The organism is Pseudomonas sp. YQ_6 (assembly GCF_043103245.1).
GTDB lineage: Bacteria > Pseudomonadota > Gammaproteobacteria > Pseudomonadales > Pseudomonadaceae > Aquipseudomonas > Aquipseudomonas alloputida.
This window is the reverse complement of the sequence record NZ_JBICJR010000026.1, coordinates 217,521-236,334: the sequence shown is the minus strand read 5'-3', so window position 1 is coordinate 236,334 and position 18,814 is coordinate 217,521. Positions and strand designations below refer to the sequence as shown.

The following is an 18,814-nucleotide window of genomic DNA, read 5'->3' as shown; positions in this document are numbered from 1 at the left end:
TCTCTCCGCTGAGTTTTTTATGGTGTTGGGCAAGCGGGGAGGGCGTTGCAAGGGGTGTGCCTAGTGGCGAAAGGTGCGGTTTAGAGGGGCTGTGCGAGGTGTTGGGGCGTTGGTTGGATCCAGGTTGGTGCCTGATGGATTTGTGTGCACAAGATTGGGGCCGCGGTGCGGCCCATCGCGACACAAGGCCGCTCCCACATCGGACGGTGTACACCGTGCCTTCTTGGGAGCTGCCCCCGAGGCCATCAGCCGTTGCGCACGGCCGTGCGGGGATGGCGCCTGCTGCGTACGAGCTGGTAGGTCACTGCCAGCACGACAAACCAGATTGGTGTCACCACCAGCGCTGAACGCGTATCCGCTTCCAGGCTCAGCAACACCAGGATGAACGCAAAGAACGACAGGCACACGTAGCACATGAAGCGCCCGCCCGGCATCTTGTAGTTCGATGCCTGGTGCAGCGCCGCGCGGTTTTTGCGGTACTTCAGGTATGACAGCAGGATCAGCGTCCACACGAACATGAACAGTACCGCCGACACGGTGGTGACCAGGGTGAACGCCTCGACCACGTTCGGCACCAGGTAGATCAGCACTGCACCGAGCAACAGGCAGGTGCACGAGAAGTACAGGCCGTTGGCCGGCACCGAACGGCTCGACAGTTTTTCAAAGGCCTTGGGCGCGTCACCTTCCTGCGACAGGCCGTAGAGCATGCGGCTGGTGGAGAATACGCCGCTGTTGGCCGACGAAGCCGCCGAGGTCAGCACCACGAAGTTGATGATGCTCGCTGCCGCCGGCAGGCCTGCCAGCACGAACAACTCAACGAATGGGCTCTTGCCTGGCACCACGTCGCGCCACGGGGTCACGGCCATGATCGCGATCAGCGCCAGCACATAGAACACGATGATGCGGATCGGGATCGAATTGATCGCCCGCGGCAGGGTGCGTTCCGGGTTCTTCGCTTCGGCGGCGGTGGTACCCACCAGCTCGATGCCGACGAAGGCGAACACGGCGATCTGGAAACCGGCGAAGAAGCCCATCAGGCCATGGGGGAACATGCCGCCGTCATTCCACAGGTTGGCCAGCTGGGCGGTGCGCCCGCTGGGCGAGGTGAAGCCGGTGATGACCATGTACAGGCCGGTAGCGACCAGACCGAGGATGGCAACGATCTTGATCAGGGCGAACCAGAACTCCATTTCGCCGAACATTTTCACTGTAACCAGGTTCAGCGACAGCAGCAGCCCTACGCAGGTCAGCGCCGGTATCCACTGCGGCAGGTCGGGGAACCAGAACTGCGTGTAGGCGGCGATCGCGACCACGTCGGCAATGCCGGTGACCACCCAGCAGAACCAGTAGGTCCAGCCAGTAAAGTAGCCGGCCCAGGGGCCGAGCAGATCGGCGGAAAAGTCGATGAACGATTTGTAGTTCAGGTTCGACAGCAGCAGTTCGCCCATGGCGCGCATGACGAAGAACAGCATGAAGCCGATAATCATGTAGACGAAGATGATCGATGGCCCGGCCAGGCTGATGGTCTTGCCTGAGCCCATGAACAGACCGGTACCGATCGCGCCGCCGATGGCGATCAGCTGGATGTGGCGGTTGGTCAGGTTGCGTTGCAGGTGCGGTTCATCTGTCGCTATGGGTGAGGTTTGCGTCATAGGCTGCAGTCTTCTTGTCAGAGGTAGCCGGCTAGGCTAACACGCGCGTTCCAGATCGGGGCGCGACAGATCGACTCTGCATTTTCGGCTCAGCATTTCGCCTGTACCGGCCTCTTCGCGGGTAAACCCGCTCCTACAAAGGCAACACGGTCCCTCGTAGGAGCGGGTTTACCCGCGAAGAGGCCAGCACAGGCAATACAAGGCTCAAGCGCTGGCCAAGACCCGGCGGCGCCTCACCACCAAACTATCCACCCCCCACATCACCACCATCGACACCCCCACCAGCGGGAACATCACCCCCAGTACCAGCATCACTGCCACCGCCGCCTTCCAGCGTGGCAGGTCATGACGCAAAGGCGGTACGCCCAGGCCGCCTTCAGGCCGGCGCTTCCACCACATCACCAGCCCGCTCACCGAACCCAGCAGAATCATCAGGCACACCAGCAGAATGATGATCTGGTTCAGCGCCCCGAACATCTTGCCTTCGTGCAGCATCACGCCCAGTTCGGTGGCGCGGGCGACCGGGCTGTAGTCGTGCCAGCGCACATCGGCCAGAACCTTGCCGGTGTATTGGTCGACATGCAGGGTGGCGTCGTTGCGCGGGTCGTCGGCGAACACGGCAATGGTGAACACCCCGTCGGCAGTGGTGGGCAGGGTAATGCTGTAGCCCGGCTCGACCTGACGCGAAGTGGCAATGTCTTCGACGTGCTGCACGCTCACCTGGGGCGCTGCGGGCATGTCCGACATCATGTGGTGCCCGGCGTGCTCGGCGTGTGCACCGGACTGTGGCATCGGCGTGTTTTCCATGGCCCAGGGCACGGTCTGGCGGTGTGCGCTGTTCAGCTCACGCGCCTGCTGGTCCGACTTGGGCACGTCGTTCCACATGGCTGCCGGGAAGCGGTTCCACAAATCAGCGTACTGCTTGCCCCACAAGCCGGTCCAGGTCATGCCGCTGATCAGCATCAACAACAGCAAGGCCGCACCCCAGAAACCGGTTACCGCGTGCAGGTCACGCCAGAGCAGCCGGCCGCGTGCCGTCAGCCGCGGCCAAAGCACGCCAGCGCCACTGCGCCCGCGCGGCCACCACAGGTACAGGCCCGATACCACCAGCACGATGCCCCAGCCCGCAGCCAGTTCCACCAGCCGGTCACCGACCGTGCCGACCATCAGCTCGCCATGCAGGGCGCGGGCGATGGCCTGCAGGTTCTGCTTGCCGTCCTGTTCGCCGAGGACCTTGCCACTGTATGGGTCGACGAACACGTTCAGTTCGCGCCCGCCGTCATGCACCACGAACTGCGCACTGCGCTCGGCGTTCAGTGGCGGCAAGTACTGGGCGATGTGGCCCTTTGGGTAGGCTTGGCGCACTTCAGCCAGCATCGTGTCTGCGCCCTGCCGGTGCTGGCCGGCCTCGACCACCATCAGGTCGCGGTACAGCAGCGGGTCGAGCTGGGGCTTGAACAAGTAGATGATCCCGGTGATTGCCAACAGGATCATGAACGGGGCCACGAACAGCCCCGCATAGAAATGCCAACGCCAGGCCAGGTTGTAGAAAGAGACGCGTGTTCCTCTCATGGGAACCTCCTTTTTGACCAGCTGAAAGGCGCAACCGAAGCTGCGCCCGTTGTTGTCAGAAGCTGAAGTCGACCTTGGTCCAGAAGGTCCTGCCTGGCTCGTTGACCGGCTGTGGATCTGTAGCCGGGTAGCCGAACCCGGCGTTCCCGGCCAGGTTCAAGTGCTCGGCGTAGGTTTTGTCGAACAGGTTGTCGACCCCTGCGCTTAGCTTGAGGTTGTTGTTCACCTTGTAGGCGCCGTTCAGGGAGAACACGCCGAAGCCGGCGCTCTTGTCGTAGTCCTTGCCGACGACGTTCCCTTGGTTTTCGGCAATGCGGTTCTGTGCCGCCACCAGCCGCCACAGTGCGCCGACGCTCCACGCATCGCGGCTGTAGGTCAGGCCCAGGCGGCTTTCCAGGGGAGGCATTTGAGGTAGCGCCTTGCCGTCACTGCTGTTCTTGCCCCAAGCGTAGGCAAGCGTGGCGTCGGCCTTCCAGTTGTCAGTCAGCTGGTAGGCGGCGCCCAGTTCGCCACCCATGATGCGGGCGTCGATGTTCTGCGCCTGCGAGGTGCTCATGCCCATCATGCCGGTGCGGTAGTCGAACAGGATGTAGTCGCGAATCTGCCCGACATAGCCCGAAGCCCAGGCCTCCAGGCGCTCGGTGCGGTACTGGATGCCGAAGTCGAGCTGGGTGGTTTTCTCTGGCTTGATGCCGTCGAAGGCGTTGGCTGCCCCGGCGGGTGCCAGCTTGGGTGAGAACAGCTCCCAGTAGTCGGGGAAGCGCTGGGCGTGGCCGAGGCCGATGTAGGTGGTGGCCGCAATGGCTGCCAGGTCGTGCTCGTAGCGGATGAAGCCGCTCGGCAGGGTGTCGGCACGGGTGTCGCCTCTGGTGGCGCTGGTTTTGCGGAAGTCACGCGCCGAGGCGCGGTCCAGGCGGGCGCCGGTTATCAAGCGGTCCTCGCCGCTGACGTACCAGGTCAGTTCGCTGAAGGCGCCGTAGTTGTGGAAGTCAGCGTCCTTGGTCCAGGCCTGGCCCTTGTGTGCGTCCACACCCATACCGCCACGCTGGCGATGTTCGTTGGTTTGCGCGTCTATGCCGCTGATCAGCTGCACGTCGGCCCAGCGCCAGGTGGCTTTGATGCGTGCGCCCATGGTGCGGCGGTCGACGTTGCTGACCATCGGCATGCCCATCATGCCGCTACCCGACGGCGTGCGCAGGCTGTAGTTATCCATCACATGGTCGGCGTAGTTGTAGTAGACCTGCGCCTCGACCTTGTCCAGCACCTCGCCGAGGTTGGACTTTTCAAAGCGCAGGCCCAGGCTTTCGCGCTTGAACTGCGAGCCGTCCATGCCGCGCCCGGCGTAGCGGGCTTCGCCATCACCCTTGCCGGCAGTCAGTTCCAGCAAGGTGTCCTGGTCGGGTGTCCAGCCGAGGGCGACATCGCCGTTCCACTTCTCCCAGCGCGACGGCACGGTGTCGTCGTTGCCGTCGTGGTAGTCGTCCGAGCGTGACTGGTTGCCGACGAAGCGGGCATAGGCCTGACTGTTGCCGGCAGCGGCATCCAGTACCTTGTCGAAACGGCCGTTGGAGCCGGCCAGCAGGCTTGCGTTGACGCGGCTGCCGAGGGTGCCGAATTTCTCCGGTTCGCGCTCGAAAAGGATGGTGCCTGCCGAGCCGCCGGGCCCCCAGATGACGCTCTGCGGGCCTTTGATCACGGTCAGGCGGTCGTAGGTTTCTGGCGAAATATAGGACGTGGGCGCGTCCATGCGATTGGGGCAGGCTCCAAGCATCAGGCCACCGTTGGTGAGGATGTTCAGGCGCGAGCCGAACATGCCGCGCAATACCGGGTCGCCGTTGGTGCCGCCGGCACGGATCGCCGAGAAGCCGGGGATGGTCTTCAGGTAGTCGGCGCCGTCGCTGGCCGGCACTGGCTGGCGCGGGTCTTTCGGGTTGGTGACCACGGTCAGCGGCGAACTCGGGGCCACGGCGGTGATCACCGTCGGGCTCAGCTCGGGTGCGTCGTGCATATGGTCTTCATGGCCAGGGTCGGCGGCCAGGGCCATGGGCGCGAGCAGCGAGCCGCACAGGGCGGCGATGGTCCCACGCAGGGACAAGGCAAAAACAGGGGTGCAGCCGGACATAATGATTCCAGTCGATCAGTCATGAGTTAGCGCGAAGCCTCCTGGCTTCGTGCGCAAAATGTGGTTTCAGACGTTGATCGAAGAAGGCGGGGCGCGGCTGCGCGCACCAGGGAATACAGCCTGCCGGGCATGGCCCTGGTGCGTTGGCGCAAGCAGGTGGGTGGTGGGGACGATGCTGCCGGCGCTGAGCGGGCTGAGGGCCTGGGGCAGGGCCGGGCAGTTGAACAACAGGCTGCAGTAACCGCACTTTTCCCACATCACATGCAACTGGCCATCGCCGCCGTGGCCGTGATGGGCGTCGCCGCCATGCTGATGGGCAGCCGCCATCGGCATGTCCATCGGCATGTTCATGCCCGCGTGGTGGTCCATCGGCATCGACTGGGAAATCAGCGGGCCGATGAAGATCATCCACATGGCGAACAGGCTCAGCCATCCGCCACCGGCGCGCCTGAGGTCAGGGCGGGTGGTACGGCCGATGCTGTGGCGCGGCAGGCTCATGGCGCGTGCCTGTCAGCAGGTATCAGTGCGCGTGTTCGTGGGCTTGCGGCTGGTCCGCAGGCGCCTGCTTCTGCACGGCCACTTCGACGGTGATGTCGCCGGCCTTTTCGAAGTGCAGGGTCAACGGGAAGCGTTTGCCTTCGCTGAGCAGGCTACGGTCCTTGGGCTGCATCAGCATCACATGGTAGGCACCGGGGGCAAAGGTCAGGTCCTTGCCGGCAGGCACTACCACGCTGGGCACCTGTTGCATCTTCATGGCGCCAGTGGCGCTCATGGCATGCTCATGCAGTTGCGCATCATCGCTGATGGGGCTGTCGACGCTGAGCAGGCGGTCATCAGCCTGGCCATTGTTGTGCACCACGAAATACGCGGCGACGTTAGGCGCGTTGGGTGGCAACTGCAGCGACCACGGGTGGGCAATGTGCAGGTCACCCACGCTGTATTCGTGGGCATTGGCAAAGGCGCCCGGCAGCAGCAGGGCGGCCATGACGAGGGCGTGCTTGAGCATGGTGAATCTCCGTTTCCGTTCTGGTTCAGGCAGACAGCATGATGAACTCAGGCTAGTGGAGAGGCACGAGGGTTTAGCCCAGGCCAGAGCTGGCGGGGCGTGGGTGTGTACTTGGCAGGTGGCGGCAGCAGCCCGCTGAGCAGTGTCGGCGGGTTGTGCAACTGTGGCGGGTAGCCGGGCAGGGCCAGCAGCGGCACGGCACCGGAGCAGCACCAGCAGTTCATCATGCCGACGCTGTCGTCACTTTGCGGGCCTAGGTCGATCTTGGCCAGGGCCTGAACGTCGACGTTGGCCTTGTTGGCCATGCTGGAACAGAAAGCCCCCCACAGCAACTGCTCGGCCGGGCCCTTGGGCGCAGCAGAAGACAGCGGCATGGCCAGCAGGTTGAACAGCACTGCAAGGCAGGCTATCCAGGCAATGTGCCGACGTGGGGGCATGGAGAGATCCGGTCAGGAATCGTGGTGGCTATTGTACGGCGGAGTATAGGTAAAAATGCCGGGGTGCGGTGAAGTGACGCAGGTGGTCTGGTAATGGGGCGCAAAGCGCCCCCAGCATTTTCAAGCCTTGCCGCGCCCCATAAGCCCACGCACGGTCTCCTGCAGATCCGCGGGCAACACCACCACCTTGGCATTGCTGCTCCCCGCCAGGTTCTCCATCGCGCCCACATAGCGTTCGCCCAATAGGTACATCGCCGGTACGGTCTCGTTGCCCACCGCTTCCTTCACCAGCGAAATCGAGCGCGCCGAGGCCTCGGCCAGGCTGATCTGTGCCTCGGCATCCAGCCTGGCCGCCTGCAGGCGCGCTTCTGCTTCGAGGATCGCCGCCTGCTTGGCCCCTTCGGCGCGGGTAACGTCGGCCTTGCGCTCACGTTCGGCCGCGGCCTGGCGTTCCATGGCCAGCTGCATGTTTTCCGAAGGTTTGATGTCTTGAATCTCCACCGAGCGTACGGTCACGCCCCAGTCTTCGGTCTGCTCGGACATTGCATCGCGCAGACGAGCCTTGATCTGCTCGCGGCTGGATAGCGCCTCGTCGAGGTCCATTGCACCGACGATGGCGCGCAGCGAGGTCATGGTCAGGCTGGTGACGGCGAACGAGAAGTCCTGCACGCCATACGAGGCTTTCTGCGGGTCGACTACCTTGGCGAAACACAGGGCGTTGGCGACGATTACCGCGTTGTCTTTGGTGATGATTTCCTGCTGCTGCACATCGAGGATGATGTCCTTGGTCGGCAGGCGGTAGGCGACCACGTCCATGTAGGGGATGACAATGTTCAAGCCCGGCTTGAGGGTGCTGTGGTAGCGGCCCAGGCGCTCGACGATCCACTCCTCGCCCTGGGGCACGATGCGCACCCCCTTGAACACGGTGATCAGGACGAACAGGGCGATGGCGCCGACGACGATGAGGCTGGTCATGTTGCAAAATTCCTTTTAATGCGGATTCAGGCCCGGATAACGCGGGCGGTGTTCCCCTCAATGGCGGTCAGGCGTACCCGCTCGCCGACGGCGATCTGGCTATCGGCGACGCAGGTCCATTCTTCGTTGCCGAGGATCGGCTTCTGAAAGCGTACGCGGCCTTTCTGGAACTCCGACACGGGAGCGGTCAGCAGGCCCACTTCGCCGATCACGCTGTCGGCAGTCCAGCGCACATCCGGTTGCTTGCGCCGGAACACTTTGAACCACAGTACGGTGGTGGCCGACGATAGCAGTACCCACAGCAGGACCTGCATGTCCAGTTGCAGGCTGGGTGCGGCGAGCGAGATCAGCGAGACCAGCACGGCGCCGATGCCGAACCAGAGTATGAAGAACGTTGGCAGGACCAGTTCAAGCAGGATCAGCGCGATGCCGAAGACCAGCCAGATCCACCATTGCATTTCCATATGGGTGAAACCTTCCGGGGGAGGGGCGTCGAGTTTAAGGCAGCAGAGCGGCAACGGGCCACTGGGTTGGTTGGAAGAAAAGTCTGAAGTCTTTGTAGGAGTGCCTTTGTGTCGGGAAAGGGCAGCGCCTAGAGGGCGAGCGCTGTTGCCAGGTCCACCAGTGAGTCGAATGTCCGGTCCACCTCCGGTAGTGTCGGACGTTTCAGGACGAGCACCGGCACGCCAAGCTCCCGCGCCACTTCCAGCTTCGGCTCGGTCGCCACACTGCCGCTGTTCTTGCTGATCAACACATCGATGTGGCGGCGCTGGAACAACGCCCGCTCATCCTCGATATGGAACGGCCCACGTGCGCCAATCACTTCACAGCGCTCGTTGCCAGGGCACGCCTCCAGCGCACGCAAGGTCCAGAACTGCTCTGGCGGAATCTCGTCCAGGTGCTGCAGCGGCTCGCGTCCTAGCGTGAACAGTGGCCTGCGGAACGGCTTCAGTGTTTCGATCAACCCTGCCCAATCCTCGACTTCTCGCCAGTCGTCCCCCGCTTGCGCCTGCCAGGCGGGGCGGCGCAAGGCCCAGCACGGGATGCCGGCGTTGCGTGCGGCGCTGGCGGCATTGCGGCTGATTTGCGCGGCATAGGGATGGGTGGCGTCGATCAGCAGGGTGATGCCCGCTTCGCGCAGGTAGCGGGTCAGGCCCTCGACACCGCCATAGCCCCCGACCCGCACCTGGCATTCCAAGCCCTGCGGCACGCGGCCGATACCGGCCAGGCTGTAGACATGTCGAGGCCCGAGCCGGCGGGCGATAGCCAGGGCTTCAGTGACCCCCCCCAGCAACAGGATGCGCGCAGTCATTGCACACCCGCCTGGCCGACGATGCCGCCTTGGCGGTCGATGGCGAACACTTCCACGTGCACCTGCGCCGGCACGACGCTACGGGCGAAGGCCAGGGCGTGGGCACACACCGCGTCACCCAGGGCAATGCCGGCCGCATGAGCCAGGGCGAGCGCTTGCTGGCTGGTGTTGGCGCTGCTGATGGCAGCCTGCAACGCCTCGTCAGCGCCAATGTCTGCGGCCCAACCTGCCAGTTGCGGCAAGTCGATGCTGGAGTGACGGCTGTGCAGGTCCATGTGCCCGGCGGCCAGTTTGCTGATCTTGCCGAAGCCGCCGCACAGGGTCAGGCGCGGCACCGGTACCTTGCGCAGGTGCTTGAGCACCGCGCCGACGAAATCGCCCATTTCGATCAGGGCGATTTCCGGCAGACCGTAGACGCGGCGCATGGTGTCTTCGCTGGCATTGCCGGTGCACGCGGCTATGTGCGTGTAGCCATTGGTGTGGGCCACGTCGATGCCTTGGTGGATCGAGGCAATGTAGGCCGCGCAGGAGAACGGCCGCACGATGCCGCTGGTGCCGAGGATCGACAGCCCACCGAGAATGCCCAGACGCGGGTTCATGGTTTTCAGGGCCAGTTGCTCACCACCTTGCACATTGACCGTGACCTCGAAGCCGCCAAGGTAGCCGCACGCGTCGGCAAGGTGTTGCAGGTGTTCACTGATCATGCGCCGAGGCACCGGGTTGATGGCCGGTTCACCCACCGCCAGCACCAGCCCCGGCCGGGTCACCGTGCCCACGCCGCTGCCGGCGACAAAACCAATGCCAGGTTCTGCCAGCAGGCGCACCTGGCTATAGAGCAGGGCCCCGTGGGTCACGTCCGGGTCGTCACCCGCATCCTTAAGGGTGCCGGCCTCGGCGCACTCGCCGATCAGGCGGCAGAATTCCAGGCGCATCTGCACAACCTTGCCTTTGGGCAGGGTGATGTCCACTGCATCATCACGCTGCCCGGTGAGCAGCAGCTTGGCCGCTGCCAGGCTGGTGGCGGTGGCGCAGCTGCCGGTGGTAAGGCCGCTGCGCAGAGGCGCGGGCTGTTCGCGGGTTTCTTCACGCATCGGCGGGTTTCAGCACTTCCAGAAGGGTGATCGGCAGCGCCTGGCGCCAGGTGTCGAACGCACCCAAGGGCTGGGCATGAGCGACATGGATACGGGTCAGCTCACCACCGTGCTGTTCGCGAAAGTGCGCCAGGGTCAGTTCGCTTTGCAGGGTGACGGCGTTGGCCACCAGGCGGCCGCCGGGGCGCAGGCTTGCCCAGCACAGGTCCAGTACACCTGTGCGGGTAACGCCGCCTCCGATGAAGATCGCATCCGGTTGTTCCAGGCCTTGCAGCGCCGCTGGCGCTTGGCCGCGAACCAGTTGCAGGCCGGGTACACCCAGTGCATCGCGGTTATGCTCAATCAAACCCTGGCGACCTTCGTCGGCCTCGATGGCCAGGGCACGGCATGACGGATGGGCGCGCATCCATTCGATGCCGATCGAGCCGCAACCCGCGCCCACATCCCACAACAGTTCGCCAGGCTGCGGTGCCAGGCGCGCCAGAGTGATGGCGCGGACATCACGCTTGGTCAACTGGCCATCGTGCCGGAATGCGGCGTCCGGCAACCCGGCCAGCCGGTGCTGGCGGGGGGCATCCGGTGTAGCCAGGCATTCGATGGCGACCAGGTTGAGCGCCGCGATACCGGTGTGCGGCCAGTCCTGGGCGGTGCCGGCCAGTGCACGTTCGTCCACGCCCCCCAAGTGCTCGAACACCTGCAGGCGGCTTGGGCCGAAGCCGTGCTCGCGCAGCTGCGCGGCAATTGCCGCCGGGCTGTCGCCATCGTTGCTCAGCACCAGCAGGCGCATGCCGCTGTACAAGTGGGCATTGAGCGCCGCCAGGGGGCGGGCCACCAGCGACACCACCTGCAGGTCCTGCAGCGGCCAGCCCAGGCGGGCAGCGGCCAGGGCGCTGGAAGAGGGCATCGACAGCACGCGCATTTCTGCAGCAGGCACCTGGCGCGCCAGGCTGGCGCCGACGCCGTAGAACATAGGGTCACCGCTGGCCAGTACGCACACCGGCTCGCCGCGCAGGTTCAACACCGGGGCCAACGAGAACGGGCTGGGCCAGGCCAGCTGTTCAGCGGTCACGCAACGTGGCAGCAAGGCCAGCTGGCGCGGGCTGCCGAAGACCCGCCCAGCGCCCAGCAGGGCGCGCCGGGCCTGTTTGCCCAGGCCGCTGAAGCCGTCTTCGCCGATGCCTACTACTGTCAGCCAGGGTGTCATGTATTTCGATCCGCCATTTTTGGGGCCGCTTCGCGCCCCTTCGCGGGCAAGCCCGCTCCTACAGATACCGGGCAGCCTGTGCAGCCTGCAGTGATCCTGTGGAAGCGGGCGAGCCCGCGAAGAAGGCGACGCGGTCCTGAATTTCTACTTAATCGCCGAGGATGCTCGACCACCGGCTTTTCATGCCACCGGACAAAGCAGGCATAATACCGCGCCTTCTACACTCAAGCGCACTTTCACAGATTGCCGGACACCCCATTGACCCAGGCCGAAGCCCCCACTGTCATCCCTCGTCCCTCGGCCTGCCCGGGGTTGTGGCGTATCGTCAGTGCCCGTGATGGCGGCATCTGCCGTATCAAGCTGCCGGGTGGCCTGCTGCTGGCCGAGCAGGCCGAAGCCGTGGCGGCGGCGGCCGAGCGCTTTGCTGGCGGCGTGATCGAGGCCACCAACCGTGGCAACCTGCAGATTCGCGGCATTGGCAGCGAGCATCGCGCTTTGGTCGAGGCACTGCTCGCAGCTGGCCTGGGACCACGCGATGCCGCGGGTGACGATGTGCGCAACGTGATGCTCAGCCCGCTGGCCGGGCATGACCCGCTCATGCTGCTGGACGCCAGGCCGCTGGCCGGGCAGATCCTCGACCTGTTGGAAGGCACCCCGCGCTTTCACCAGCTGTCGGCCAAGTTCGCTGTGCAGCTGGATGCAGGCGAGCGCCTGGCGATGCTCGAGCACCCTCATGACCTGTGGCTGTCGCCCCTGCACCTGGACCAGCAGACCTGGCTGGCGTTTGGCCTGGCAGGTTGCCCGGCAGAGGGCCAGGCGCTCGGTGCGGTGCCGCTGGCGCAGGGCCTGATGCTGGTGCGCGCCGTCCTGGAGCACTTCCTCGATCTGGCATCCCCCACGCACACGCGCATGCGCCAGCTGCTTGAGGTGTACCCGACAGCCGATTTTGTCGCTGGGCTCGGCCTGGATATCCGCCGCGATGCTGCCGTGCTCACCTGGCGGCGTGAACCGCACCGCGCCTCGTGGTTGGGCAGATTGCCCCAGGCGCAGGGTATTGCCCTTGGCGCTGCCCCGCCGCAAGGCCGCCTGACCCCCGCGATGCTGCGTGGCGCCGCACGTATTGCCCGTGAACTGGGCGATGCCAGCATGCGCCTTAGCCCTTGGCAAAGCCTGGTGCTGACCAACCTGCAAGCGCAGCACATCGATCAGGCCCTGGCCGAACTGTCTGCGTTGGGGTTGCTGTGCCACGACCATGAACCCCTGGCGCGTATCAGCGCCTGCACCGGTGCCAGCGGCTGCGCCAAGGCCCTTGCCGAGACCAAGGCTGACGCCGTTGTCCTGGCCGCGTTGTTGGGCCCTGGCGTGCCTGCCAGCGTGCACCTGTCCGGCTGCCCCCGTTCCTGCGCCGTGGCCCATGTTGCCCCGGCCACCTTGCTGGCCCGTTCGCCGGGCCGTTACGACCTGTACCTGCGTGATGCGCGCCAGCCGGGTTTCGGTGCCCTGCGCGCCACCGACCTTACCTTGAATGAAGCAGGCGCCATGCTCGACCTGCCGACGGAGCACCTTGATGATTGACTACATCCGCGATGGTCAGGAGATCTATCGCAATTCCTTCCGGATCATCCGCGAGGAAGCCCGACTCGAGCGGATCCCCGCAGACCTCGAAAAGCTCGCCGTGCGCGTGATCCACGCCTGTGGCATGGTCGATGCCATCAATGGCCTGCAGTTCTCCGAAGGTGCCGGCCGGGCCGGGCGCGAGGCGCTGCTTAACGGCGCGCCGATCCTGTGCGATGCGCACATGGTGGCCGAAGGCATCACCCGGGCCCGCCTGCCAGCCGACAACAAAGTCATCTGCACCCTGCGCGACCCAAGCGTGCCGGGCCTGGCCAAAGATGCCGGCAACACACGTTCGGCCGTAGCCCTGGAGCTGTGGCGCCCGCACCTGGAAGGCAGCGTGGTGGTAATCGGCAATGCCCCTACCGCGCTGTTCTATCTGCTGGAAATGCTCGACGCCGGTGCGCCCAAGCCGGCGCTGATCCTCGGTTTCCCGGTCGGTTTCGTCGGGGCTGCCGAGTCCAAGGCCATGCTCGCCGCCGACAGCCGTGGCGTGCCGTTCGTGATCATGCAAGGCCGCCTGGGCGGCAGCGCGATGGCCGCCGCGGCGGTCAACGCCCTGGCCACGGAGGTGGAATGATGGCCCCGCGCGGACGACTGCTTGGCCTGGGCGTGGGCCCTGGCGATCCTGAACTGATTACCCTCAAGGCCCTGCGCCTGTTGCGTGAGGCACCGGTGGTCGGCTACTTCGTGGCCAAGGGCAAGCGTGGCAATGCCTTCGGCATTATCGAGGTGCACCTGCAGCCCGAGCAGACCTTGCTGCCGCTGGTCTACCCGGTCACCACCGAAGTGCTGCCGGCGCCGCTGTCCTATGAGCAAGTGATCAGCGACTTCTACGACGAGGCCAGCGTCCAGGTGGCCGAGCACCTGGATGCCGGCCGCGACGTGGCGGTGATTTGCGAAGGCGACCCGTTCTTCTATGGCTCCTACATGTACTTGCATGACCGCCTGGCGCAGCGCTACGAGGCAGAAGTGATCCCCGGTGTCTGCTCCATGCTCGGTGGCGCTTCGGTGCTGGGGGCACCGCTGGTGTACCGTAACCAGAGCCTGTCGGTGTTGTCCGGCGTGTTGCCCGCTGAAGAGCTCAAGCGCCGTCTGGCCGACGCCGATGCAGCGGTGATCATGAAACTTGGGCGCAACTTCCCCAAGGTGCGCGAAGTGCTGGCCGACCTGGGCCTGGATGGGCGTGCGCTGTATGTGGAACGGGCGACCATGGCCAACCAGAAGATCGTGCCGCTGGACCAGGTCGACCCGCAGTCGTCACCCTACTTCTCGCTGATCATCGTGCCGGGGGAAAAATGGCAGGGCTGAACATGCGCAGGGCACCGGCCATCGTCATTCTCGGCCCGGGCAGCCTGGCGACGGCGCAGCGTATCCAGGCCTGTTATCCACAGGCCACGATCCATGGCCTCGAGGGGCGTGTCGAGGGTGCGGACCAGTCGTACGCGTCGTTCGGCGATACCCTGCGCGGGTTGTACCAGCAAGACACGCCGATCATTGCGTTGTGCGCCGCGGGTATCGTCATCCGCAGCCTGGCCAGCCTGCTCAGCGAGAAGGGCAGCGAGCCGCCGGTACTGGCCGTGGCCGAGGATGGTAGTGCGGTAGTGCCGTTGCTCGGAGGCCTCGGCGGGGTGAACGTGATGGCACGCGAAATCGCTGACGCACTGGGCGTTTCCGCCGCCATCACTACCAGTGGCGAGTTGCGCTTCGGGACTTGCCTGCTGAACCCGCCGCAGGGCTATGCATTGGCCGACATCGAGCAAGGCAAGCGCTTTGTATCCGACCTGTTGGCGGGTGAGTCTGTGCGCATCGAAGGTAACGCCCCGTGGTTGCAGCTGGCGCAGTTGCCCGCCAGCGAAGCGGCGCAGCGCACCATCCATGTGGGGCATCAGGCGCGCCCGGCCAACCGCGACGAGCTGCTGATCCACCCGCGCCTGGTGGTCGTGGGCGTTGCAGGTGGCAATCTGCACAGTATTCGCGCAGCACTGCAGCAGGCCGGCATTGCCGAGCCCTCGGTAGCCTGCGTGCTGGCCGACGAGCGAACCATGGCCGACAGCGCGTTGCAAGAAGCTGCGCAGGCCCTGGGTGTCCCCTTGCGCTTCGCTACCCGCTCTGGCGATGTGGCCAGCATGGTCGCTGCGGCGGTGCCCGATGCCGAGTTGATAGCGCTTGAAGAAGTCGTGGTCGCGGTGGCGCCTGCCCCGGTCGACGTAGCGCAGGTCGGCCGCCGTCGCGGTCGCCTGGCGGTCATCGGCCTTGGCCCAGGTGCGGCGGAGCTGATGGTGCCGGCGGTCAAGGCCGAACTGGCGCAGGCCGAAGATGTGCTCGGTTACGAAACTTACGTGCGCATGGCTGGCCCGTTCCGCCGCGACCAGGTGCTGCACTGCACCGACAACCGCGAAGAGATGCAGCGTGCCAGACATGCCTTCGAACTGGCGGCCCAAGGCCGTTCGGTGGTGGTGGTCTCTTCGGGTGACCCGGGCGTTTTCGCCATGGCTGCTGCGGTGCTCGAAGCATTGCACGAATCCAGCGACCCCACCTGGCATCGCGTTGACCTGCAGATCTTGCCGGGGGTTTCAGCCTCGCTGGCAACCGCCGCCCAGGCAGGTGCACCGCTGGGGCATGACTTCTGCGTGATGTCGCTGTCGGACAACCTCAAGCCCTGGTCGATCATTGAAAAACGCCTGGACCTGGCTGCCCAGGCCGACCTGGTGCTGGCCTTTTACAACCCGATCTCCAAGGCCAGGCCACACCAGCTCGGTGTGGCCCTGGAGGTTGTGCGTCGACACCGTGACGGGAATACGCCTGTAGTCCTAGGCCGTGACATCGGTAGGCCGGGGCAGACGCTGAAGGTAGTCACCTTGGCCGAACTGCTGCCAGAAATGGTCGACATGCGCACCATGGTGCTGGTTGGATCTTCCACTACCTGCACTTTCGACCGCGCAGCTGGCGGGGTTTGGGTGTATACCCCGCGCTGGTATGGCGCAAAGCCGTAAGCGGCGGTAGCGCGGGCAGATGAGGAACTGCTTCGTGGCAGATTGAGGTAAAGGTCGTAGGTAGGTTTGCGGCTGGAGCTATTTGGCTCCGACCGTACCCTTCCTGGAGACCTTTCCCATGACGACCGATAAAGAGAAGCTGCAGCTTCAGGTTCTGCCGGACAAGAATCTGTTCGTGTTCCCCGACCTGATGGGTGAGCAAAACCGCGATGCTGCAAAGGCTTGTCATGCCCTGGCAACGCAAGGTGCCAACAAGCAGCATGACCCTATCCGTGAAACGCAACTCTGGTTCAAACACTACATCTACCTGATGTCCAAGATGGGCTGGGCGCCGACCAATGTCGATGTACAGCAGGTCACTGAACGCAATATGCGCCTTGAGATCAGCAACTTGCTGGGCAAGGGCCTGCAGGCGGCATATGGCGTTTTCACTGGTGATGTGGCAACCGCCCTGGACAATCTCGGCAAAACGGTTGTTTCAGCCTTGGCCGCCAGCACCAAAAACGTCGAGTTGCTCGACCGCAGGTCGGTTGAAGATGACCGAACCGGGCTGAGCCTTACCAAGTGCGAGCAGACGGACGGCGGCCAAGTGGCGATGCTGGTCAGTGCGATCCAAACCGACGCCAAGCCTGACAAGGCTGCCAACTATCTGCTGTTCAAGTGGGAAAGCAACGGTACTTCCAACTTTGCTTGTGGTGCGGTGTTGAATTTCGATAAGCGCCAATATGACAAAGTTCGCGCCATTGTAGAAACCAAACTTGACGACAATGCCCTGCAGGTCCTGCTTGCACTGGAACTCTGACCATGAAGTTGGCCTGTCGACACGGCGTCGACGGGCTTGGAGGGCATACTGATGCAAGCCAATTACACTTTGTGGTTGAACGGCAATAGCTTGGTATTGATCAACAACAATGTCAGTGCTTCACGAGCAGAAGCACTGTTGGATGTTCAGCTGGCAGCCTACCTGACCGCTAACAAGGGGCACGCCATTCAGGACGCTGATTGGCACAAGGACTATCTGCGAATTCAGGGTAACTTCGGCTGCACTGTCGCGACCTTGCATTCCGGCGCCGTGCCTGCTGCAACCGCAGTGGCCTGTGAACCGTGGAGCATGCTGCGGGCCAAGCTCTTGGCAGGTGTGCCCAGCGCCCTGCAGGGGCCGGTAGCCAGATGCCTCGACGCCTACTCCGACCAACCAGACGATGCCATGGAACAGTTGTTATGGGCGGAATGTGTTCGGCCCCCGGACGATGAAGGCGTGAGCCATGTGCGTATGGAGTTGCGCCTGATACTGGCCGATTCAGGCGTCATCAGTACCGAGTTGGGCTTTAGCACAGCAGAGCATCTGGCGATGGATTGGCTGTGGCAGCCGCTGAATCTTTCAAGAGCCCATGCCACTCAGCAGTTCGATGCCAATTATTTCACCCATGAAAAAGTGATCAGTTCGATAAGTCCGGGCTTGCATGATGCTATCAAGGTCAAGCAATTGCAGTACCGCAGCCAGGTCAAACTTGCCACAACATCAGGAGTCGAAAATGAGTGAGTTCAATCAAGGTGTCGCCAGTGGCAAACTCGTCCACAGCAGCCTGCTGTCATTCTTGCCAGGTGTTAGCCGCGAAGCCCGTGACGACATCCTGTTGGCCAATGCGTTTGCCCAGCAAGTAGCCTGGGGGGACTTTAACGAAGGCCTGGAGCCGGACTGGTTCAGGAACTACTGGCGTAACCTTGCGTTTCTGGGCTTTGATGGCAAGCTCGCGCCCACTGCGACTCGACCGGGGCCCGACAGGGCCAGCCTTGCCGAGCAGGCGCTTGCCCAGGTTCGCCAGAAAGGCTCCGCCGGTCATTATCAATCTGCCCAGTCGTCGCTTCAGGCGCTGCGCAATGACAGCCAGGCACTGACCGCGTTTGAATCCAGGGCAGTCTCCAAAGCGGTCGGGCGCTTTCAGTTGCTGCCATGCTCACAGCAGTCGAGCGGCTTCATCGACATGGTGTTGGTCCACATGGAAATGTCGATGAAAAAGACCTCCAGGGACTTCCTGTTCATGCAGTTGAACAGTGAAGTAAAAATCCTGGACATGCGTGTCGAAGTGATCCACTTCAACTTGCAGGGGTTCCGCGAAGACTACCGCAAGCGGGCCCAGGCCAGTGTCGACAAGCAAAATGGCAAGGCTATCCTTGAGCTGCAGTTGTAGGCCTGCGGCCTACCGATCTGGACAGCTTAGGCTCTGCCCCCTAGGGCAGCAGGTAACCGCGAATCCCGGTAAAGATGATCTGTGCTGCCAGGGCGCAGACGAATAGGCCCATCAGGCGGCTGACGATTTGCAAACCCTGGTCACCGAGCAGGCGCTCGATACCGTGCGATAGATACAGCACCAGCCCTACGGTGAAGCTGGCCAGGGCAATGCTGACGATGGCCAGCAGTTTTTCATCCCAGTGTGGCTGGCTCACCCCCATCACCAACAGGGCACCGATGGTACCGGGGCCAACGGTCAGCGGAATGGTCAGCGGGACGATGGTCACATCCTGCTGCACGTTGTCGGCTTGTACCGCCGGCTTGCCCTGGGCCATGCCCAGGGCCGAAATGAACAGCACGCTGCCGGCACCGATGCGGAAGGCATCGGCGGTGATGCCGAATATTCCGAAGATCGCGCGCCCGAACAGGTAGAGCATCACGCTGGCGACCAAGGCTGCGAACGCGACCTTCCAGGCCAGTTGCTTGCGCTCCTTGCTGGAGTGGCCGCGGGTCAGGCTGATGAAACACGACAGCACGAAGAACGGGCTGTAGAGCACGAGCATTTTCAGGTAGACGCTGAACAACTCATGGAGCATGAGC

Annotated in this window: 19 protein-coding genes; 7 read left to right on the top strand and 12 right to left on the bottom strand. The window is 63.9% G+C overall.

Annotated features, from left to right (window positions below):
* Window positions 1-245: 245 nt before the first annotated feature.
* From cycA to ACF8FG_RS07275, 11 genes are all read right to left on the bottom strand, one after another.
* Window positions 246-1,652, bottom strand: a complete 1,407-nt coding sequence (gene cycA, locus ACF8FG_RS07325) for a D-serine/D-alanine/glycine transporter (protein WP_014592562.1) — start codon at window positions 1,650-1,652, stop codon at window positions 246-248.
* A gap of 204 nt (window positions 1,653-1,856) precedes the next feature.
* A complete protein-coding gene (locus ACF8FG_RS07320; protein WP_144180697.1) occupies window positions 1,857-3,224 on the bottom strand; it encodes a PepSY domain-containing protein in 1,368 nt (455 codons plus the stop codon).
* A 55-nt stretch (window positions 3,225-3,279) separates the two neighbouring features.
* Complete coding sequence (locus ACF8FG_RS07315) at window positions 3,280-5,346, bottom strand: TonB-dependent copper receptor (protein ID WP_070384401.1); 2,067 nt, start codon at window positions 5,344-5,346, stop codon at window positions 3,280-3,282.
* A gap of 66 nt (window positions 5,347-5,412) precedes the next feature.
* Window positions 5,413-5,844 carry a DUF2946 domain-containing protein gene (locus ACF8FG_RS07310; protein ID WP_014754592.1) on the bottom strand — a complete coding sequence of 144 codons (432 nt, stop codon included), beginning with the start codon at window positions 5,842-5,844 and terminating at the stop codon, window positions 5,413-5,415.
* A gap of 22 nt (window positions 5,845-5,866) precedes the next feature.
* Complete coding sequence (locus tag ACF8FG_RS07305) at window positions 5,867-6,352, bottom strand: copper chaperone PCu(A)C (protein WP_014592558.1); 486 nt, start codon at window positions 6,350-6,352, stop codon at window positions 5,867-5,869.
* A 47-nt stretch (window positions 6,353-6,399) separates the two neighbouring features.
* Window positions 6,400-6,789: a DUF2946 domain-containing protein gene (locus ACF8FG_RS07300; protein ID WP_144180695.1), complete on the bottom strand. Its 390-nt coding sequence runs from the start codon at window positions 6,787-6,789 to the stop codon at window positions 6,400-6,402.
* A 120-nt stretch (window positions 6,790-6,909) separates the two neighbouring features.
* A complete protein-coding gene (locus ACF8FG_RS07295; RefSeq protein WP_014592556.1) occupies window positions 6,910-7,764 on the bottom strand; it encodes an SPFH domain-containing protein in 855 nt (284 codons plus the stop codon).
* A gap of 26 nt (window positions 7,765-7,790) precedes the next feature.
* Complete coding sequence (locus ACF8FG_RS07290) at window positions 7,791-8,228, bottom strand: NfeD family protein (protein WP_014592555.1); 438 nt, start codon at window positions 8,226-8,228, stop codon at window positions 7,791-7,793.
* Window positions 8,229-8,356: 128 nt separating this feature from the next.
* Window positions 8,357-9,076 carry a cobalt-precorrin-6A reductase gene (locus ACF8FG_RS07285; RefSeq protein WP_014592554.1) on the bottom strand — a complete coding sequence of 240 codons (720 nt, stop codon included), beginning with the start codon at window positions 9,074-9,076 and terminating at the stop codon, window positions 8,357-8,359.
* Window positions 9,073-10,167 (bottom strand): cobalt-precorrin-5B (C(1))-methyltransferase, encoded by a 1,095-nt coding sequence (locus ACF8FG_RS07280; RefSeq protein ID WP_019437005.1) that lies wholly within the window; start codon window positions 10,165-10,167, stop codon window positions 9,073-9,075. Before ACF8FG_RS07280 ends, ACF8FG_RS07285 begins: the two co-directional genes overlap by 4 nt.
* A complete protein-coding gene (locus ACF8FG_RS07275; protein ID WP_014592553.1) occupies window positions 10,160-11,371 on the bottom strand; it encodes a bifunctional cobalt-precorrin-7 (C(5))-methyltransferase/cobalt-precorrin-6B (C(15))-methyltransferase in 1,212 nt (403 codons plus the stop codon). The genes ACF8FG_RS07280 and ACF8FG_RS07275 overlap by 8 nt, the downstream gene beginning before the upstream one ends.
* Window positions 11,372-11,614: 243 nt before the next feature.
* Here ACF8FG_RS07275 and cobG point away from each other — a divergent pair, with 243 nt between their 5' ends.
* The 7 genes from cobG to ACF8FG_RS07240 all read left to right on the top strand — a co-directional run bounded on the left by cobG (window position 11,615) and on the right by ACF8FG_RS07240 (window position 18,173).
* Window positions 11,615-12,946 (top strand): precorrin-3B synthase, encoded by a 1,332-nt coding sequence (cobG, locus tag ACF8FG_RS07270; RefSeq protein WP_172830942.1) that lies wholly within the window; start codon window positions 11,615-11,617, stop codon window positions 12,944-12,946.
* The gene (locus tag ACF8FG_RS07265; RefSeq protein ID WP_014592551.1) at window positions 12,939-13,565 is read left to right on the top strand and encodes a precorrin-8X methylmutase; all 627 of its coding nucleotides are present in this window, start codon (window positions 12,939-12,941) and stop codon (window positions 13,563-13,565) included. The genes cobG and ACF8FG_RS07265 overlap by 8 nt, the downstream gene beginning before the upstream one ends.
* Entirely contained in the window at window positions 13,565-14,296 is a 732-nt protein-coding gene (locus ACF8FG_RS07260) for a precorrin-2 C(20)-methyltransferase (RefSeq protein ID WP_144180733.1), read from the top strand. The genes ACF8FG_RS07265 and ACF8FG_RS07260 overlap by 1 nt, the downstream gene beginning before the upstream one ends.
* Window positions 14,284-15,981, top strand: coding sequence for a precorrin-3B C(17)-methyltransferase (cobJ, locus tag ACF8FG_RS07255; protein ID WP_144180693.1), 1,698 nt, complete (start codon window positions 14,284-14,286; stop codon window positions 15,979-15,981). The genes ACF8FG_RS07260 and cobJ overlap by 13 nt, the downstream gene beginning before the upstream one ends.
* 118 nt (window positions 15,982-16,099) lie before the next feature.
* The gene (locus tag ACF8FG_RS07250; protein WP_014592548.1) at window positions 16,100-16,783 is read left to right on the top strand and encodes a hypothetical protein; all 684 of its coding nucleotides are present in this window, start codon (window positions 16,100-16,102) and stop codon (window positions 16,781-16,783) included.
* Window positions 16,784-16,834: 51 nt separating this feature from the next.
* Window positions 16,835-17,524 (top strand): hypothetical protein, encoded by a 690-nt coding sequence (locus tag ACF8FG_RS07245; RefSeq protein WP_318077850.1) that lies wholly within the window; start codon window positions 16,835-16,837, stop codon window positions 17,522-17,524.
* Entirely contained in the window at window positions 17,517-18,173 is a 657-nt protein-coding gene (locus ACF8FG_RS07240; RefSeq protein WP_014592546.1) for a hypothetical protein, read from the top strand. The genes ACF8FG_RS07245 and ACF8FG_RS07240 overlap by 8 nt, the downstream gene beginning before the upstream one ends.
* A 40-nt stretch (window positions 18,174-18,213) precedes the next feature.
* On the opposite strand, the gene ACF8FG_RS07235 is transcribed toward ACF8FG_RS07240, so the two are convergent.
* Complete coding sequence (locus ACF8FG_RS07235) at window positions 18,214-18,810, bottom strand: MarC family protein (protein ID WP_014592545.1); 597 nt, start codon at window positions 18,808-18,810, stop codon at window positions 18,214-18,216.
* Window positions 18,811-18,814: the final 4 nt, after the last annotated feature.

Excerpts from the sequence above, each read along its gene's own strand:
- cycA (WP_014592562.1), bottom strand. The coding sequence starts at position 1,652 with ATGACGCAAACCTCACCCATAGCGACAGATGAACCGCACCTGCAACGC.
- ACF8FG_RS07260 (WP_144180733.1), top strand. The coding sequence starts at position 13,565 with ATGGCCCCGCGCGGACGACTGCTTGGCCTGGGCGTGGGCCCTGGCGAT.
- cobJ (WP_144180693.1), top strand. The coding sequence starts at position 14,284 with ATGGCAGGGCTGAACATGCGCAGGGCACCGGCCATCGTCATTCTCGGC.
- ACF8FG_RS07305 (WP_014592558.1), bottom strand. The coding sequence starts at position 6,352 with ATGCTCAAGCACGCCCTCGTCATGGCCGCCCTGCTGCTGCCGGGCGCC.
- ACF8FG_RS07240 (WP_014592546.1), top strand. The coding sequence starts at position 17,517 with ATGAGTGAGTTCAATCAAGGTGTCGCCAGTGGCAAACTCGTCCACAGC.
- ACF8FG_RS07320 (WP_144180697.1), bottom strand. The coding sequence starts at position 3,224 with ATGAGAGGAACACGCGTCTCTTTCTACAACCTGGCCTGGCGTTGGCAT.
- ACF8FG_RS07275 (WP_014592553.1), bottom strand. The coding sequence starts at position 11,371 with ATGACACCCTGGCTGACAGTAGTAGGCATCGGCGAAGACGGCTTCAGC.
- ACF8FG_RS07315 (WP_070384401.1), bottom strand. The coding sequence starts at position 5,346 with ATGTCCGGCTGCACCCCTGTTTTTGCCTTGTCCCTGCGTGGGACCATC.
- ACF8FG_RS07280 (WP_019437005.1), bottom strand. The coding sequence starts at position 10,167 with ATGCGTGAAGAAACCCGCGAACAGCCCGCGCCTCTGCGCAGCGGCCTT.
- ACF8FG_RS07250 (WP_014592548.1), top strand. The coding sequence starts at position 16,100 with ATGACGACCGATAAAGAGAAGCTGCAGCTTCAGGTTCTGCCGGACAAG.
- ACF8FG_RS07295 (WP_014592556.1), bottom strand. The coding sequence starts at position 7,764 with ATGACCAGCCTCATCGTCGTCGGCGCCATCGCCCTGTTCGTCCTGATC.
- ACF8FG_RS07310 (WP_014754592.1), bottom strand. The coding sequence starts at position 5,844 with ATGAGCCTGCCGCGCCACAGCATCGGCCGTACCACCCGCCCTGACCTC.
- ACF8FG_RS07235 (WP_014592545.1), bottom strand. The coding sequence starts at position 18,810 with ATGCTCCATGAGTTGTTCAGCGTCTACCTGAAAATGCTCGTGCTCTAC.
- ACF8FG_RS07265 (WP_014592551.1), top strand. The coding sequence starts at position 12,939 with ATGATTGACTACATCCGCGATGGTCAGGAGATCTATCGCAATTCCTTC.
- ACF8FG_RS07290 (WP_014592555.1), bottom strand. The coding sequence starts at position 8,228 with ATGGAAATGCAATGGTGGATCTGGCTGGTCTTCGGCATCGCGCTGATC.
- ACF8FG_RS07285 (WP_014592554.1), bottom strand. The coding sequence starts at position 9,076 with ATGACTGCGCGCATCCTGTTGCTGGGGGGGGTCACTGAAGCCCTGGCT.
- ACF8FG_RS07245 (WP_318077850.1), top strand. The coding sequence starts at position 16,835 with ATGCAAGCCAATTACACTTTGTGGTTGAACGGCAATAGCTTGGTATTG.
- ACF8FG_RS07300 (WP_144180695.1), bottom strand. The coding sequence starts at position 6,789 with ATGCCCCCACGTCGGCACATTGCCTGGATAGCCTGCCTTGCAGTGCTG.